Here is a 14,490-nt window from a genome sequence, read left to right as displayed (position 1 = left end):
GTCGGATGGATAGACCCGGCCAGTATCCCACGGGGGGCAAAGGCATTTTCCTGGTCGCGAGCGGGTCTGTGACAATGGGGTGTCACCCGTTCAGAAAGAAGGACGTGCCGATCGTGGCTCAGAGCACCGAGACCACCGACTGGGTCTCCCGTTTCGCGGATGAGGTCATCGAGGAGTCGGAGCGCCGTGCCCCCGGCAAAGTGACGCCGGACGCCGCCGCGGCGCCGATCGTCGTCGCGTCCGGTCTCTCGCCCTCCGGCCCGATCCACCTCGGCAACCTGCGGGAGGTCATGACCCCGCACCTGGTCGCCGACGAGATCCGGCGCCGCGGGTACCGGGTGCGCCACCTCATCTCCTGGGACGACTACGACCGCTACCGCAAGGTGCCGGCCGGCGTCGCGGGCGTCGACGAGTCCTGGGCCGAGCACATCGGCAAGCCGCTGACCTCGGTCCCGGCGCCGAAGGGTTCCGAGCACCCGAACTGGGCGGAGCACTTCAAGGCCGCGATGACCGCGTCGCTGGCCGAGCTGGGCGTCGAGTTCGACGGGATCAGCCAGACCGCGCAGTACACCTCGGGCGCCTACCGCGAGCAGATCCTGCACGCGATGCGGCACCGCGGCGACATCGACGCGATCCTCGACCAGTACCGCACGAAGAAGGCCCCGGCCAAGAAGCAGCAGAAGCCGCTGGACGAGGCCGAGCTGGAGGCGGCGGAGGGCTCCGGCGCCGCCGCCGAGGACGACGGCAGCTCCGGCTCCGCCGGGTACTTCCCGTACAAGCCGTACTGCGGCAACTGCGAGAAGGACCTGACGACGGTCACCTCCTACGACGACGACACCACCGAGCTGGCGTACACCTGCACGGTGTGCGGGTTCGCGGAGACCGTCCGGCTCAGCGAGTTCGACCGCGGCAAGCTGGTGTGGAAGGTCGACTGGCCGATGCGGTGGGCGTACGAGGGCGTCGTCTTCGAGCCCAGCGGTGTCGACCACTCCTCGCCGGGATCGTCCTTCCAGGTCGGCGGGCAGATCGTCGGGATCTTCGGCGGCCGGCAGCCGATCGGGCCGATGTACGCCTTCGTCGGCATCAGCGGCATGGCCAAGATGTCGTCGTCGCGCGGCGGGGTGCCGACCCCGGCGGACGCGCTGAAGATCATGGAGCCGCAGCTGCTGCGCTGGCTGTACGCCCGGCGCCGGCCCAACCAGTCCTTCAAGATCGCCTTCGACCAGGAGATCCAGCGGCTGTACGACGAGTGGGACAAGCTGGCGGCCAAGGTCGCCGACGGCTCCGCCCTGCCCGCGGACGTCGCCGCCCACACGCGGGCCGTCGGCACCGCCGCCGGTGAGCTGCCGAGGACGCCGCGTCCGCTGCCGTACCGCACGCTCGCGTCCGTCGCCGACATCACCGCCGGGCACGAGGACCAGGCGCTGCGGATCCTGTCCGAGCTGGATCCGGAGCAGCCGCTGGCCTCGCTGGACGAGGTCCGCCCGCGCTTCGACCGGGCCGAGGCGTGGATCAACACGCAGGTCCCCGCCGACCAGCGGACCATCGTGCGCGACGAGCCGGACGCCGAGCTGCTGAAGTCCCTCGACGACGCCTCCCGCGAGTCGCTGCGGCTGCTGCTGGACGGGCTGGCAGCGCACTGGTCGCTGGACGGGCTGACGCACCTCGTGTACGGCGTGCCGAAGGTGCAGGCCGGTTTCTCCGCCGACGCCACGCCGAAGGAGCTGCCGGCCGAGATCAAGACGGCCCAGCGGACGTTCTTCGCCCTGCTCTACCACCTGCTGGTCGGCCGGGACACCGGTCCCCGGCTGCCCACGCTGCTGCTCGCCGTGGGCCAGGAGCGGGTGCGGGAGCTGCTCGGGGAGTGACGACATGAAGAAGGGGCCCTTCGTGAGAAGGGCCCCTTCTTCATGTCGTCGTCCGTGCGGCCGTCGCTCAGGCGATGTGGTCGTCCTGGAGTTCCGCCGTGTGCCGGTTGGTGAACCGGTTGACCATGCGGTTGGCCTCCTGCGGCGGCAGCGTGAGGGCGAACGTCGCCTCCACGTCGTCCCGGAACTGGGCGGCCGTGGGGTAGCTGCCGTCGATCGACTTGCGGAAGACCTGGTAGTAGTCCTCCTCGGTCGGCTCCGGCTCCGGGGTGCCGCCGCCCTCGCCGAGTTCGCGGGTGCGGTGCGGGCCCACCGGGATGGGGAAGCTGCCGGTCTCCTCCGGGGAGGGCTGCTGGAACTGCTCCGGGGGCTGCTCGTCGTACCAGTCCTCGTACTGCTCCTCGGGCTCGTACTGGGCCTCGGGGGGCGGCTCGTAGGCGGGGTCGTAGCCGCCGTGGTACTCGATCTCCCGGGGCGCCTGGAACCAGGGGCTCTCCTCGTCCACGGGGGGCTCGGGGTGCTGCTCGCCGGACGGCTCCGCCCGCCGCGCGGCGGGCGCCGGGCCGGTGCCCGGGGCGCCCGCGAGGGCGGCGGGAGCGGCCACCGCCGGCTGCCGGGGCTGCGGCGCCGGCGGCAGGAGCGCCGGGTCGATGCCGGCCGCGGCCAGGCCGGCGGGGGCCGTCTCCGCCAGGGGGACGCCGTAGCGGGCCAGGCGCAGCGGCATCAGCGACTCCACCGGGGCCTTGCGGCGCCAGGCGCGGCCGAACCGGGAGCGCAGACGGGCCTGGTAGACGAGACGTTCCTGCTCCAGCTTGATGACCTGCTCGTAGGAGCGCAGTTCCCACAGCTTCATGCGGCGCCACAGCAGGAACGTGGGGAGCGGGGAGAGGAGCCAGCGGGTGAGGCGGACCCCCTCCATGTGCTTGTCCGCCGTGATGTCGGCGATCCGGCCGACCGCGTGGCGGGCGGCCTCCACGGACACCACGAACAGGACGGGGATCACCGCGTGCATGCCCACGCCCAGCGGGTCCGGCCAGGCGGCGGCGCCGTTGAAGGCGATCGTCGCCGCCGTCAGCAGCCACGCGGTCTGGCGCAGGAGCGGGAAGGGGATGCGGATCCAGGTGAGCAGCAGGTCGAGGGAGAGCAGGACGCAGATGCCCGCGTCGATGCCCACCGGGAACACGTAGGAGAAGTTCCCGAAGCCCTTCTTGACGGCCAGCTCACGGACGGCCGCGTACGAGCCGGCGAAGCCGATCCCGGCGATGATCAGAGCGCCGGTCACGACCACGCCGATCAGTACGCGGTGCATCCGGGTCAGCTGCGGCAGTGGCGCGGCCACTCGTACTCCCCTCCCGTTGCGTGTCGTTGCGCGCAACAGAGTGGCACACGTGTGCGCCGAACGTACTGTCGGTGGGTCGCGAAGGCCCTCCGGTCAGCTCTTGGCGGCGGCCGCCTTGGCCGCGGACGCGCTCGCCGAGGGCGACTTCGACGGTGACGCGGAGGCGGGCCCCGACGCCGTCCCGGACGGCGACTTCGACGCCGGCGCGGACGGCGACGCGGGGGACTTCGTGCCCGAACCCGGCCCGGATCCATCGCCGTTGGCCGCGGAGACGGACGCGACCGCCTCCTTCAGCGCCTTCTCCGCCGCCTTCGTCAGGTCGTCGGCGGACGGGGTCTTCTCGCCCGCGAGTCCGGCGCCGTTGTAGTCCACGGTGACGACGACGTTCTCCACCCGGGCGACGGCTGTCTGCTGCCGGAAGAGGCCTTCCTTCTTCTTCAGGTCGTAGCGCACCGCGGTCGCCTCGGCGCCCGTGCCGCTCAGCGGGACGACCTTGACGCCCTTGGCGCCGTCCACGGCCTTCGCGTCCTCGGCCTGCCGGCCGAAGTACGTGTGGGCCTGGTCGTCGCCGGAACCGCGCGTGGCGTCCGAGTCGAAGCGCAGCAGGGACACGTGCAGCCAGCGGAACTGGGAGCCCTTGACACCGTTGTTGTCCAGGCTGTCCCAGGAGCACGAGGAGCGTGCCGACGGATCGTCCGAGCTGCCGTTCTTGCCCGACTCGGCGGCCTTCGGCACCAGTTCGGTCAGGGTCTTCCTCGACAGCACGCCGCAGGGCTCGGGAAGCTTGTGGTACGCCGCGGCCGGCACGGTCGGGGACGCGCTCGCCGAGGGCGCGGTGCTGCCGGCCGAGGGCTGCCGGGTGCCGTCGTCGCCGGCCTTGGCCCCGGAGTCCGAGGAGCCGGAGGAACAGGCGGCCGTGATCAGCAGCGCGGGGACGGCCGCCGCGCAGGCAAGGGTGCGGCGCAGGCGCCCGGCCCGCCGGCCGCCCTCCCGCTGCCTCACCGGCGTGGAAGGTGCCTCCGGGGCGCGGTCGTCTCGCTGGGCTGCTCGCTGCATGGTTCCTTCACTCATGACGCTCGGTGTTCGTGCGGGTTCCTGCGGGGCCACGGTACGCGGTGAGGGAGCCGTGCGGTCCGCGTCCGACTCCTTTGCGGGCGGCCGGTGGTGGGGCCCCGGCGGCCGTCAGCCGGTGAGGGCGTCGGCCAGTTGGGAGGCCAGATCACCGGCCCTGTCCTGCATTTCCTTGCTGTCGGGGACCGTTCCGGTGGCCGTCGGCTGTTCCTCGTACTCGACGGTGATGACGACGTTGGACGTGCGGAACACCACAGTCACGGTCCGCTGTTCGGCCGTCGAGCCGGAGGTGCTGAGCCGGTCGTCCAGGTACGCCTCGTCACCGAGGTCGCTCAGGACGCGCGGCTGGAGGTCGGCGGGCGGGTCACCGGCGGACGAGCCCGAGGGCGCCGGGGAGGTCCGCGACGCGGACGGGGAGGCGTCGTCGCCCGCGCTGTCCGCCGGGGACGGGGTGACCGTCGGCACGGCGGCCGTCGTCGAGGCGCCGCTCGGCTCGGGGAGGTCGGCGGCGCTCTCCTGCTCCTGGAACAGCTTGCGCGCCTGGTCGTCGTCGCTGACCGCGTTGTCGTACGAGACCACGCGCTCGAAGTCGACCGACAGGCGGTCCGTGGCGCCGGCCGACTCGACCTTCCAGCGGCAGCCGACCTTGCGGTCGGTGTCGTACGTCAGCGTGGCCTCGCCCTGGTAGGCCTTGTCCCGCTGGTCGGGGTCGGTGATCTGCTGGATGCCGGGCAGCAGCGCGGCCAGGTTGTCGTGGCCGACCACGCCGCACGGTTCGGGCAGCGTGCGGTACCTGCCGGGCTGGGCGGCGACCGCGGTGGTGCCGGCGTCGCCCGGGTTGGCGTCGTCCGCCGGGCCGGCGTCCGTCGACCCGCTCGTGCAGCCGGCCAGCAGCGCCGCGAGGAGGGCGGCGGTGCCGGATACGTACGCCTTCCGCTGCACGGTCGGGCTCCTCTCGACGGTCTGTGATCGCTGGTGCTCCAGTGTCCCCGCCGGTTAATCGCTTGCCGCGGCGGGGCGCCCCCTGGAGACAATGTGTATCGCACGCACTGCCGTGGACGCCGGTCCCCTGTCCCGAATCACCGACCTTGGCGCCGCTTTTGCGTATCGCTGCTTATAGCCTTTTCGCCGGCTTACGTCGGCTTTCGGGGGAATGAGGAACACATGTCGTACGTGGAGATACCGGGCGCGAAGACGCCGATCCGGATGTGGGCGGACCCGGCGACCGTCGAGGAGGGGGCCCTGCGCCAGCTCCGGAACGTGGCGACCCTGCCGTGGATCGAGGGCCTGGCCGTGATGCCGGACGTGCACTACGGCAAGGGTGCGACCGTCGGCTCGGTCATCGCGATGCGGGACGCGGTGTGCCCGGCGGCGGTCGGCGTGGACATCGGCTGCGGCATGTCCGCGGTGCGGACGTCGCTGACCGCCGCCGACCTGCCCGGTGACCTGTCGCGGCTGCGGTCGAAGATCGAGCAGGCCATCCCGGTCGGGCGCGGTATGCACGACGACCCGGTCGAGCCGGGCGGCTTCCACGGGCTGGCCACCTCCGGCTGGGAGGACTTCTGGGGGCGGTTCGACGGGGTCGCGGACGCGGTGCGCTTCCGCCGGAGCCGGGCGGTCGCCCAGATGGGCACGCTCGGGTCGGGCAACCACTTCGTCGAGGTCTGCGTGGCCGACGACGACGCGGTCTGGCTCATGCTCCACTCCGGCAGCCGCAACATCGGCAAGGAGCTGGCCGAGCACCACATCGGCGTCGCCCGGCAACTTCCGCACAACCAGGGTCTGGTCGACCGCGACCTCGCCGTATTCGTGGCGGACACCCCGCAGATGGCGGCCTACCGCAACGACCTCTTCTGGGCCCAGGAGTACGCCAAGTACAACCGCACGCTCATGATGGCGCTGCTGAAGGACGTGGTCCGCAAGGAGTTCACGAAGGCCCGGCCGGTCTTCGAGCCGGAGATCTCCTGCCACCACAACTACGTGTCGGAGGAGCGCTACGACGGCATGGACCTGCTCGTGACCCGCAAGGGCGCGATCCGGGCCGGCTCCGGCGACTACGGGATCATCCCGGGCTCGATGGGCACGGGGTCGTACATCGTGCGCGGGCTCGGCAACGAGCTGGCCTTCAACTCCGCCTCCCACGGCGCCGGCCGGCGGATGAGCCGCAGCGCGGCCAAGCGGCGCTTCACGGCGCGGGACCTGGAGGAGCAGACCCGGGGCGTGGAGTGCCGCAAGGACTCCGGCGTGGTGGACGAGATCCCGGCCGCCTACAAGTCGATCGACCAGGTCATCGAGCAGCAGCGGGACCTGGTCGAGGTCGTGGCGAAGCTCAGGCAGGTCGTCTGCGTGAAGGGCTGATCACCCGGTACCGGTGGTGTCCGGCCCGCCGAGGGAGTCCAGCCAGCGCAGCAGCCGGGCGCCCTCGCGGCTCATGACCTCCGGGTCGCGCAGCGCGTTGGCCAGCAGGGACATGCCCTGGTAGCCCGAGACCAGGGTGAGGGCGAGGTCGTCCGGGGCGGGCAGCGCCAGCGCGCGGAACTGCGCGGCGGCCCAGTCCAGCAGGGACCGGATGACCTCGCCGGCCTCCGCGTCCAGGGTGCCGTCGGCGCGCTTGTCCAGCTCGGCGGCCAGGGTGCCGGTGGGGCAGCCGTGGCGGGCGGCGGTCTCGCGCTGGTCGACCCAGGCCCTGACCAGGCCCTTGAGCCGGTCGCGCGGATCCGCCGACTCCTCCAGCGCGGCGGTGAGTTCGTCCAGGTGGGCGCGGTGCTCGCAGAGCGCGGCCCGGACCAGCTCGTCCTTCGTCTTGAAGTAGTAGTAGACGTTCCCGACCGGGACGCCGGCCTCGCGCGCGATGTCGGCGAGGGTGGTGCGCTCGACGCCCTGCTCGTGCAGGACCCGGGCCGCGGCCGCCGTGAGCCGCCGCCGTTTCTGGGACGCTCCTGCCCGCCGGTCCACTGAGTTTGTCACCTGACTGATTGTAGAGTAGCTTCTGAGTTAGTCAGCTGACTAACTAACAATCAGGGCAGCAGGGGGCGTTGTGATCACAGTGACGGGTGCCACGGGGAACATCGGGCGGACGCTGGTGGAGGTGCTGGCCGCGGCCGGCGAGGAGGTCGTCGCCGTGTCCCGGGGGGACCGGCCCGCCGGTCCGGCCGGGGTGCGGTGGGTGCGGGGCGACGCCGGGGACGCCGCCGACCTGCGGGCCGCCGCCGACGGTTCGCGCGCCCTGTTCCTGCTGCTGGGCGGTGAACTGAACAGCCGGGGGGAGGACCCCGGTGTGCTGCTGGACGCGGTCGTGGACGCCGGTGTCGAGCGGATCGTCCTGGTGTCGTCGCTGGCGAGCGCCGCTCGCCCGGAGGTGCCCGGGTTCGCCCGGCTGCGGTCGTTCGAGACGGCGGTACGGGCCTGCGGGCGGGAGTTCACCCTGCTGCGGCCCGGCGGATTCGCCTCCAACGCCTTCGCCTGGGCCGAGTCGGTGCGCACCCGGCGTACCGTCCTCGCGCCCTTCGGCGACGTCGCGCTGCCCGTGGTCGACCCGGCGGACATCGCCGCGGTCGCCGCCGCCGCGTTGCGCGAGGACGGCCACGCGGGCCGTGTGTACGAGCTGACCGGCCCGGAGCCGATCAGTCCGCGCGGTCAGGCCGGGGTGCTCGCCGCGGCCCTCGGCGAGGAGGTGGCCTTCGTGGAGCTGTCCCGCGAGGAGGCGCACGCGAGGATGGCCGGCTTCATGCCGGAGGAGGCCGTCGCCGGCACGCTGGACGTCCTCGGTGAGCCGCTGCCGGCCGAGCGGCGGGTCAGCCCCGACGTGGAGGCCGTCCTGCACCGCCCGGCCGCCCCCTTCGCGGCCTGGGTCCGCCGCAACCTGCCCGCGTTCGCCTGACCGGCCCGGTGCGCTACCCGGCGTGCCGGACCGCGTAGATCATGACGAACGCCACGAGGTGGATGCCGAACAGGAAGTAGGCCAGGAAGTACCAGACCTGGCGCTCGTCCCTGGTCTCCTGGGCCAGGCGGCGCCGCTCGGCGGCGGAGGCGGCGGACGGTGTCGTCGTCCCGGCGGGGTCCTCGGGGGGTGTCACGGCGTCACACCTCCCGGTGCACCTTGGTGTTCGACGCCTGGGCGCGCGGACGCAGGACCAGCAGGTCGACGTTGACGTGGCTGGGGCGGGTCACCGCCCAGGTGATCGTCTCGGCCACGTCGTCCGCGGTGAGCGGCTCGGCGACGCCCTCGTACACCTTGGCCGCCTTCTCCGCGTCCCCGCCGAACCGGGTCAGGGCGAACTCGTCCGTCCGGACCATGCCGGGCGCGATCTCCACCACCCGCACCGGCCGGCCGACGATCTCCAGGCGCAGCGTCTCGGCGAGGACGTGGGCGCCGTGCTTGGCGGCCACGTAACCGCCGCCGCCCTCGTAGGTGCCGTGGCCCGCGGTGGAGGACACGACCACCACCACGCCGTCGCCGCTGGCCTCCAGCGCGGGCAGCAGGGCCTGGGTGAGGTTCAGGGTGCCGAGGACGTTCGTCTCGTACATCGTGCGCCAGTCGGCGGGGTCGCTGGTGGCGACCGGGTCCGCGCCGAGCGCGCCGCCCGCGTTGTTGACGAGGACGCCGATGGTCCGGAACGCCGTGGCGAACTCGTCCACGGCCGCGCGGTCGGTGACGTCCAGCTGGTAGGCCACCGCCGAGTGGCCCGCCGCCGTCAGTTCCTCGGCGAGCGCCTCGATCCGGTCCTTGCGGCGGGCGGTGAGCACGACGCGGTAGCCGGCCGCGGCGAGACGCCGGGCGGTGGCGGCGCCGATACCGCTGCTCGCACCGGTGACGACGGCGATGCGGGAGGCGGCGGACGGGGCGGTGGCCATGGCTGCTCCTGGGACTGCAGTGGGACGGGCGCGTCCAGCCTAGGGCCTCTTGTTCGGATCATGCCGGGCTCGCGGGGTCTGGCACCGCGCCTCGCCGCGTCGTCGTCGGTTGCCATGGCTCCGCCATGACGCCCTCCTCCGCCTTGCGATGCACGGCACCGGACCCCGCTCCCTGATCCGGCCCGATCCGAACGAAAGACCCTGGGTGAGGCCTCAGCCGCCGTTGCGCGGTGCCCACATGATGACCGCGGTCCCGGCGAGGCAGATCAGCGCCCCGGCGACGTCCCAGCGGTCGGGGCGGTAGCCGTCGGCGACCACCCCCCACAGCAGGGAGCCGGCCACGAAGATCCCGCCGTAGGCGGCGAGCACGCGGCCGAAGTGGGCGTCGGGCTGGAAGGCGGCGGTGAAGCCGTACGCCCCGAGGGCGAGGACTCCACCGGTGATCCACAGCCAGCCGCGGTGTTCGCGCAGGCCCTGCCAGACCAGCCAGGCGCCGCCGATCTCGAGCAGCGCGGCGGCGGCGAACAGGGCGGCGGAGCGGAGGACGGGCATGCGGGCAGCTTCCCACGCCGGTCCGTGTCACCTGTTGGAGGGCGCCTGGCCGGTGCCGCGCGTGGCATACATCCGTACGGCGGACCGGGCGCGAGCGGGAAGTGGTGAGGGACCGTGCGGATGCGGACGTGGGTGCTGTCCGGGGTGTGTGCCGGCGCGGTGCTGGCCCCGGGGACGGCGGTGGCCGCGCCGGTACGCGTGGCCGCGCCGGCGCCGGCGGCCGACGTCGCCCTGCACGGGAGCGCGGTGCTGGACGCGGACCGGGTGGAGGTGCGGCTGACCCCGAGCAACGAGGGGCCCGGCGCCGTCACGGACGCCACCGTCCGGCTGCGCTGGTCGGTGGCGCTGGCCGGCCGGCAGGAGCTGCCCGCCGGGTGCCTGCGCGCGGACGAGCGGACCGTGCTGTGCGCGACCGGGGAGCTGGCCGCGGACGCGGCGGGGGAGCAGCGGACCGTGCCGGTGCGGCTCGCGGAGCTGCCGGCGGAGGTGACGCTGGACATCGACCTGGTCTGGGTCGGCAGCGCGGTGGACGCGAACCGGGCGAACGACCGGCTGACGGTGTCGGTGCTGGCCACGGGGGACCCGTACGTCTTCTGAGCCGCCGGGACGGGGGTGCGCGGGGCAGGTCGGCGGGCCGGTGGGCAGGGCAGGCGGCGACCGCCGGTGCCGCTGCCCGGGGGTGCGGAATAACGGGGGGAGGGGCGCCGTTGGCCAGGTATAGTTGAATCGTCAACAACCTGGAGGGTGAGCGACCATGCAGTTCGGGATCTTCACGGTCGGCGATGTCACGCCGGACCCCACCACGGGCCGCACCCCGACCGAGCGCGAGCGGATCAAGGCCATGGTCGCCATCGCGCTGAAGGCCGAGGAGGTCGGGCTCGACGTCTTCGCGACCGGCGAGCACCACAACCCGCCGTTCGTGCCGTCGTCCCCCACCACCATGCTCGGCCACATAGCCGCGCGGACCGAGCGGCTCGTCCTCTCCACCTCCACCACCCTGATCACCACCAACGACCCGGTGAAGATCGCGGAGGACTTCGCGATGCTCCAGCACCTGGCCGACGGGCGCGTCGACCTCATGACGGGCCGCGGCAACACCGGGCCGGTGTACCCGTGGTTCGGCAAGGACATCCGGGACGGCATCGACCTCGCCATCGAGAACTACGCCCTGCTGCGCCGGCTGTGGCACGAGGACGTCGTCGACTGGGAGGGCAAGTTCCGCACCCCGCTCCAGGGCTTCACCTCGACACCCCGCCCGCTGGACGGCGTCGCGCCGTTCGTCTGGCACGGCTCCATCCGCTCCCCGGAGATCGCCGAGCAGGCCGCCTACTACGGCGACGGCTTCTTCCACAACAACATCTTCTGGCCCGCCGACCACACCCGGCGGATGGTCGAGTTCTACCGGACCCGCTACGCCCACTACGGGCACGGCACCCCGGAGCAGGCGATCGTCGGCCTCGGCGGCCAGGTGTTCATGCGCCCCAACTCCCAGGACGCGGTACGGGAGTTCCGGCCCTACTTCGACAACGCGCCGGTGTACGGCCACGGGCCCTCGCTGGAGGACTTCACCGCCCAGACCCCGCTGACCGTCGGCTCGCCGCGGCAGGTGATCGAGAAGACCCTGTCGTTCCGCGAGTACGCCGGCGACTACCAGCGCCAGCTGTTCCTCATGGACCACGCCGGCCTGCCCCTGAAGACCGTGCTGGAACAGCTCGACATCCTCGGCGAGGAGGTCGTGCCGGTGCTGCGCGAGGAGTTCGCCAAGGGGCGCCCGGCGGACGTGCCGGAGGCGCCGACCCACCAGTCCCTGCTCACCGCGAAGGAGGCGGCCACCGTATGAGGCTCGTCGTCGTGTCGGCCGGACTGAGCGTGCCGTCCTCCACCCGGCTGCTGGCCGACCGGCTGGCCGCCGCGGTGGACCGGCACACCCCGGCCGAGACCGAGGTGATCGAGGTCCGGGACCTCGCCGTCGAGATCGCGCACGCCCTCACCAACGGCTTCCCCGGCGAGAAGCTCGCCGCCGCCCAGGACACGGTGGCGGCGGCCGACGGGCTGATCGTCGTGACGCCGGTGTTCAGCGCCTCGTACAGCGGACTGTTCAAGTCCTTCTTCGACGTGCTGGACCGGGACGCGGTGGCCGGCAAGCCCGTGCTGATCGCCGCCACCGGCGGCAGCGCCCGGCACTCGCTGGTGCTGGACCACGCGCTGCGGCCGCTCCTCACCCACCTGCGGGCCGTGGTCGTGCCGACCGGCGTGTACGCGGCGTCGGAGGACTGGGGTGCCGAGGGCCTGCCGGAGCGGATCGAGCGGGCCGCCGGGGAACTGGCGGCGCTGGCGACCGGCCTGTCCGCGCGGCCGGCGCGCCGGGAGGCCGGCCGGACCGGGGCGGCCGGCTTCGAGGTCGTCCCCTTCGCGGACCAGCTCGCCCGGCTCGCCTCGTGACCCGGGCCGGGGGCCGGCGAGCGGCCGCGGCACCGGTCACGGCCGCGACGGTGAGAGGCCGGTAAAAAGCGTGACCGCGGGCCGCCGCCCCCGGCTGAACGGGCGGCGGCCTTGGCAGACTGGGGGCGTGCCCCCGACTGTGCTGCTCGCCGAAGACGACCGCGCCATCCGCCACGCCCTGGAGCGGGCCCTGACCCTGGAGGGGTACGCGGTGACGGCGGTCGCCGACGGCGTGGAAGCACTGGCGCAGGCTCACCGGAACCCGCCGGACGTCCTCCTCCTCGACGTCATGATGCCCGGGATCGACGGCCTCCAGGTCTGCCGCGTCCTGCGCACCGAGGGCAACCGCACCCCGATCCTCATGCTCACCGCCCTGGTCGAGACCGCCGACCGCATCGCCGGCCTGGACGCCGGCGCCGACGACTACGTGGTCAAGCCGTTCGACGTGGAGGAGGTCTTCGCCCGGCTGCGCGCCCTGCTGCGCCGCATCAGCCCGCCGGCCGCCGACGGCACCCCCGAAGGCGCCGTACGCGAGGGCGCCACGCGCGACGGTGCCGTACGGGACGGGTCCGGACGGGAGGCGTCCGTCTCCTCCGGCCGGCAGCTGGAGGCGGCCGGCCTGCGCATGGACCTCCAGGCCCGCCGGGCCTGGCGCGGCCGGCGCGAGCTGGAACTGACCCGCACCGAGTTCGAACTGCTGGAACTGCTGGTGCGCAACGCGGGCATCGTCCTGGACCACTCCACGATCTACGACCGGATCTGGGGGTACGACTTCGGGCCCGGCTCCAAGAACCTCGCCGTGTACGTCGGCTACCTGCGCCGCAAACTGGACGAGCCCGGCGCACCCCAGCTGATCCACACCGTGCGCGGCGTGGGCTACGTGCTCCGGGAGGACTAGGTGGGACGCCGCTGGCGGCTGCCGGCCCGGCCCCGGCCCAAGCTGGTCTCCCTGCGCACCACCTTCGCGGTCTCCTTCGCGGCCGTCACCGCCGCCGTCACGATCCTCGTCGGCATCCTGTCGTACAACTCCGCCGCGCGGCTCGTCCGCGTCGACCAGCAGTCGGTGTTCACACAGGTCGTCCGGGATGTGCGGGACGAGGTGCGGCAGCACGAGATGGTCCCCGGCGACTTCTCCTCCTCCCGCCCCGGACACGACCTGGTCCGCCCCGCCCGCACCGACGTCCAGGTGCTCGGCGCGCGGGGGCAGATCATGGACCACGGCAACCCGGTGCTGCCGGTCACCTCCCGGGACCGGGCCACGGCCCTGGCGCGGACCGCCGGGCGAGTGGTCCAGCACAAGGACGTACGGGTGGACGAGGACCTGTTCCGGATCGCCACCGTCTCGCTCGGCGACGGGCGGGGCGCGGTCCAGGTCGCGCAGGAGTTCAGCGACACCGAGGACCTGCTGCGGGCGTTGCAGCAGCGGACGCTGATCCTGATGGCGGCCGTCGTGGTCGCGGCCGGGCTGTTCGGCTGGTGGCTGGCCCGGCGCATCACCCGGCGCCTGGTGATCCTCACCTCGGCCGCCGAGGACGTGGCCCGCACCCGCCAGCTCGGCATCCAGGTGCCGGTCGCCGGCCTCGACGAGGTGGGACGGCTCGGCCGGGCCTTCGACCGCATGCTGGGCCGGCTCGCGCAGTCCGAGGAGGACCAGCGGCGCCTCGTCCAGGACGCCGGGCACGAACTGCGCACCCCGCTCACTTCGCTGCGCACCAACATCTCGCTGCTGCGGCGGATCGACGAACTGCCGCCCGGCGCCCGCGAGGAACTGGTCGCCGACCTCGGCCAGGAGGCCCGCGAACTCACCGACCTCGTCAACGAACTGGTCGACCTCGCCGCCGGGCAGTCCGACGGGGAGCCGCCCCAGCGGGTGGACCTCGCCGACCTGGCCGAGGACGTGGTCGGGCTGGCCCGGCGCCGCACCGGCCGGGACATCGTGCTGCGCACCAGCGGTGACACGACGACCGAGGGCCGGCCCGGGATGCTCCAGCGGGCCATCTCCAACCTGGTCGAGAACGCGGCCAAGTTCGACCCGGACGGCCGCGCGCCCATCGAGGTCGGCGTCACCGGCCCGGCCCGGCCCGGCACGGTCCGGGTGGAGGTGCGCGACCGGGGACCGGGGATCGCGGAGGGCGACCTCGTCCGGATCTTCGACCGGTTCTACCGCGCCGCCGACGCGCGTTCCCTGCCGGGTTCGGGGCTGGGCCTGTCCATCGTGCGGGAGGTCGCCACGGCCCACGGCGGAGCGCCGTTCGCCTTACGGCGGGAGGGCGGCGGGGCCGTCATCGGCTTCACGGCCGGGGGCGGATTCACCCGCCGCGCGGACGGCGCCTGACCGGCGGGGTTCCGGGCTCCGGCCGGTCA

General features: G+C 73.2%; 15 protein-coding genes. 8 read left to right on the top strand and 7 right to left on the bottom strand.

All coding sequences use genetic code 11. The features are described from left to right. The first annotated feature begins 104 nt into the window (after positions 1–104). A complete protein-coding gene (gene lysS / locus ACIQVT_RS28715; RefSeq protein WP_403760170.1) occupies positions 105–1,868 on the top strand; it encodes a lysine--tRNA ligase in 1,764 nt (587 codons plus the stop codon). Between the two features lie 67 nt (positions 1,869–1,935). On the opposite strand, the gene ACIQVT_RS28710 is transcribed toward lysS, so the two are convergent. The 3 genes from ACIQVT_RS28710 to ACIQVT_RS28700 form a co-directional block, all read right to left on the bottom strand. Then, positions 1,936–3,207 carry a DUF2637 domain-containing protein gene (locus tag ACIQVT_RS28710; protein WP_403760167.1) on the bottom strand — a complete coding sequence of 424 codons (1,272 nt, stop codon included), beginning with the start codon at positions 3,205–3,207 and terminating at the stop codon, positions 1,936–1,938. 93 nt (positions 3,208–3,300) lie between these two features. After that, a complete protein-coding gene (locus ACIQVT_RS28705; RefSeq protein WP_403760163.1) occupies positions 3,301–4,278 on the bottom strand; it encodes a DUF3558 family protein in 978 nt (325 codons plus the stop codon). Positions 4,279–4,389: 111 nt separating this feature from the next. Continuing rightward, entirely contained in the window at positions 4,390–5,220 is an 831-nt protein-coding gene (locus ACIQVT_RS28700) for a DUF3558 domain-containing protein (protein ID WP_403760160.1), read from the bottom strand. A 222-nt stretch (positions 5,221–5,442) separates the two neighbouring features. Here ACIQVT_RS28700 and ACIQVT_RS28695 point away from each other — a divergent pair, with 222 nt between their 5' ends. Continuing rightward, the gene (locus tag ACIQVT_RS28695; RefSeq protein ID WP_403760157.1) at positions 5,443–6,636 is read left to right on the top strand and encodes an RtcB family protein; all 1,194 of its coding nucleotides are present in this window, start codon (positions 5,443–5,445) and stop codon (positions 6,634–6,636) included. On the opposite strand, the gene ACIQVT_RS28690 is transcribed toward ACIQVT_RS28695, so the two are convergent. Beyond that, positions 6,637–7,245 (bottom strand): TetR/AcrR family transcriptional regulator, encoded by a 609-nt coding sequence (locus tag ACIQVT_RS28690; protein ID WP_403760154.1) that lies wholly within the window; start codon positions 7,243–7,245, stop codon positions 6,637–6,639. A gap of 70 nt (positions 7,246–7,315) precedes the next feature. Between ACIQVT_RS28690 and ACIQVT_RS28685 the strand changes: the two genes are divergently transcribed. Then, complete coding sequence (locus tag ACIQVT_RS28685) at positions 7,316–8,158, top strand: NAD(P)H-binding protein (RefSeq protein WP_403760150.1); 843 nt, start codon at positions 7,316–7,318, stop codon at positions 8,156–8,158. 13 nt (positions 8,159–8,171) lie between these two features. Here ACIQVT_RS28685 and ACIQVT_RS28680 read toward each other — a convergent pair whose 3' ends face one another. The 3 genes from ACIQVT_RS28680 to ACIQVT_RS28670 all read right to left on the bottom strand — a co-directional run bounded on the left by ACIQVT_RS28680 (position 8,172) and on the right by ACIQVT_RS28670 (position 9,684). Continuing rightward, the gene (locus ACIQVT_RS28680; protein ID WP_403760147.1) at positions 8,172–8,354 is read right to left on the bottom strand and encodes a hypothetical protein; all 183 of its coding nucleotides are present in this window, start codon (positions 8,352–8,354) and stop codon (positions 8,172–8,174) included. A 4-nt stretch (positions 8,355–8,358) separates the two neighbouring features. Next, positions 8,359–9,132, bottom strand: a complete 774-nt coding sequence (locus ACIQVT_RS28675) for an SDR family NAD(P)-dependent oxidoreductase (protein WP_403760144.1) — start codon at positions 9,130–9,132, stop codon at positions 8,359–8,361. A 213-nt stretch (positions 9,133–9,345) separates the two neighbouring features. Next, the gene (locus ACIQVT_RS28670) at positions 9,346–9,684 is read right to left on the bottom strand and encodes a YnfA family protein (RefSeq protein WP_403760142.1); all 339 of its coding nucleotides are present in this window, start codon (positions 9,682–9,684) and stop codon (positions 9,346–9,348) included. A gap of 120 nt (positions 9,685–9,804) precedes the next feature. Here ACIQVT_RS28670 and ACIQVT_RS28665 point away from each other — a divergent pair, with 120 nt between their 5' ends. The 5 genes from ACIQVT_RS28665 (at position 9,805) to ACIQVT_RS28645 (ending at position 14,461) form a co-directional block, all read left to right on the top strand. Next, entirely contained in the window at positions 9,805–10,281 is a 477-nt protein-coding gene (locus ACIQVT_RS28665) for a hypothetical protein (protein WP_403760273.1), read from the top strand. Between the two features lie 157 nt (positions 10,282–10,438). Continuing rightward, positions 10,439–11,524 (top strand): LLM class flavin-dependent oxidoreductase, encoded by a 1,086-nt coding sequence (locus ACIQVT_RS28660; RefSeq protein WP_403760139.1) that lies wholly within the window; start codon positions 10,439–10,441, stop codon positions 11,522–11,524. Continuing rightward, positions 11,521–12,126: a CE1759 family FMN reductase gene (locus tag ACIQVT_RS28655; protein WP_403760136.1), complete on the top strand. Its 606-nt coding sequence runs from the start codon at positions 11,521–11,523 to the stop codon at positions 12,124–12,126. The genes ACIQVT_RS28660 and ACIQVT_RS28655 overlap by 4 nt, the downstream gene beginning before the upstream one ends. Before the next feature lie 139 nt (positions 12,127–12,265). Beyond that, on the top strand, positions 12,266–13,024 hold the full coding sequence (locus tag ACIQVT_RS28650) for a response regulator transcription factor (protein ID WP_403760270.1): 759 nt from the start codon (positions 12,266–12,268) through the stop codon (positions 13,022–13,024). Next, positions 13,025–14,461 (top strand): ATP-binding protein, encoded by a 1,437-nt coding sequence (locus ACIQVT_RS28645; RefSeq protein ID WP_403760133.1) that lies wholly within the window; start codon positions 13,025–13,027, stop codon positions 14,459–14,461. Positions 14,462–14,490: the final 29 nt, after the last annotated feature.

Origin of the sequence: Streptomyces sp. NPDC100445, assembly GCF_044759735.1 — a bacterium.
Taxonomy (GTDB): domain Bacteria; phylum Actinomycetota; class Actinomycetes; order Streptomycetales; family Streptomycetaceae; genus Streptomyces.
The sequence above is the reverse complement of the archived record's forward strand: the minus strand, read 5'-3'. Positions and strand labels throughout refer to the sequence as shown.

Excerpts from the sequence above, each read along its gene's own strand:
- ACIQVT_RS28665 (WP_403760273.1), top strand. The coding sequence starts at position 9,805 with ATGCGGACGTGGGTGCTGTCCGGGGTGTGTGCCGGCGCGGTGCTGGCC.
- ACIQVT_RS28670 (WP_403760142.1), bottom strand. The coding sequence starts at position 9,684 with ATGCCCGTCCTCCGCTCCGCCGCCCTGTTCGCCGCCGCCGCGCTGCTC.
- ACIQVT_RS28695 (WP_403760157.1), top strand. The coding sequence starts at position 5,443 with ATGTCGTACGTGGAGATACCGGGCGCGAAGACGCCGATCCGGATGTGG.
- ACIQVT_RS28660 (WP_403760139.1), top strand. The coding sequence starts at position 10,439 with ATGCAGTTCGGGATCTTCACGGTCGGCGATGTCACGCCGGACCCCACC.
- ACIQVT_RS28675 (WP_403760144.1), bottom strand. The coding sequence starts at position 9,132 with ATGGCCACCGCCCCGTCCGCCGCCTCCCGCATCGCCGTCGTCACCGGT.
- ACIQVT_RS28705 (WP_403760163.1), bottom strand. The coding sequence starts at position 4,278 with ATGAGTGAAGGAACCATGCAGCGAGCAGCCCAGCGAGACGACCGCGCC.
- ACIQVT_RS28655 (WP_403760136.1), top strand. The coding sequence starts at position 11,521 with ATGAGGCTCGTCGTCGTGTCGGCCGGACTGAGCGTGCCGTCCTCCACC.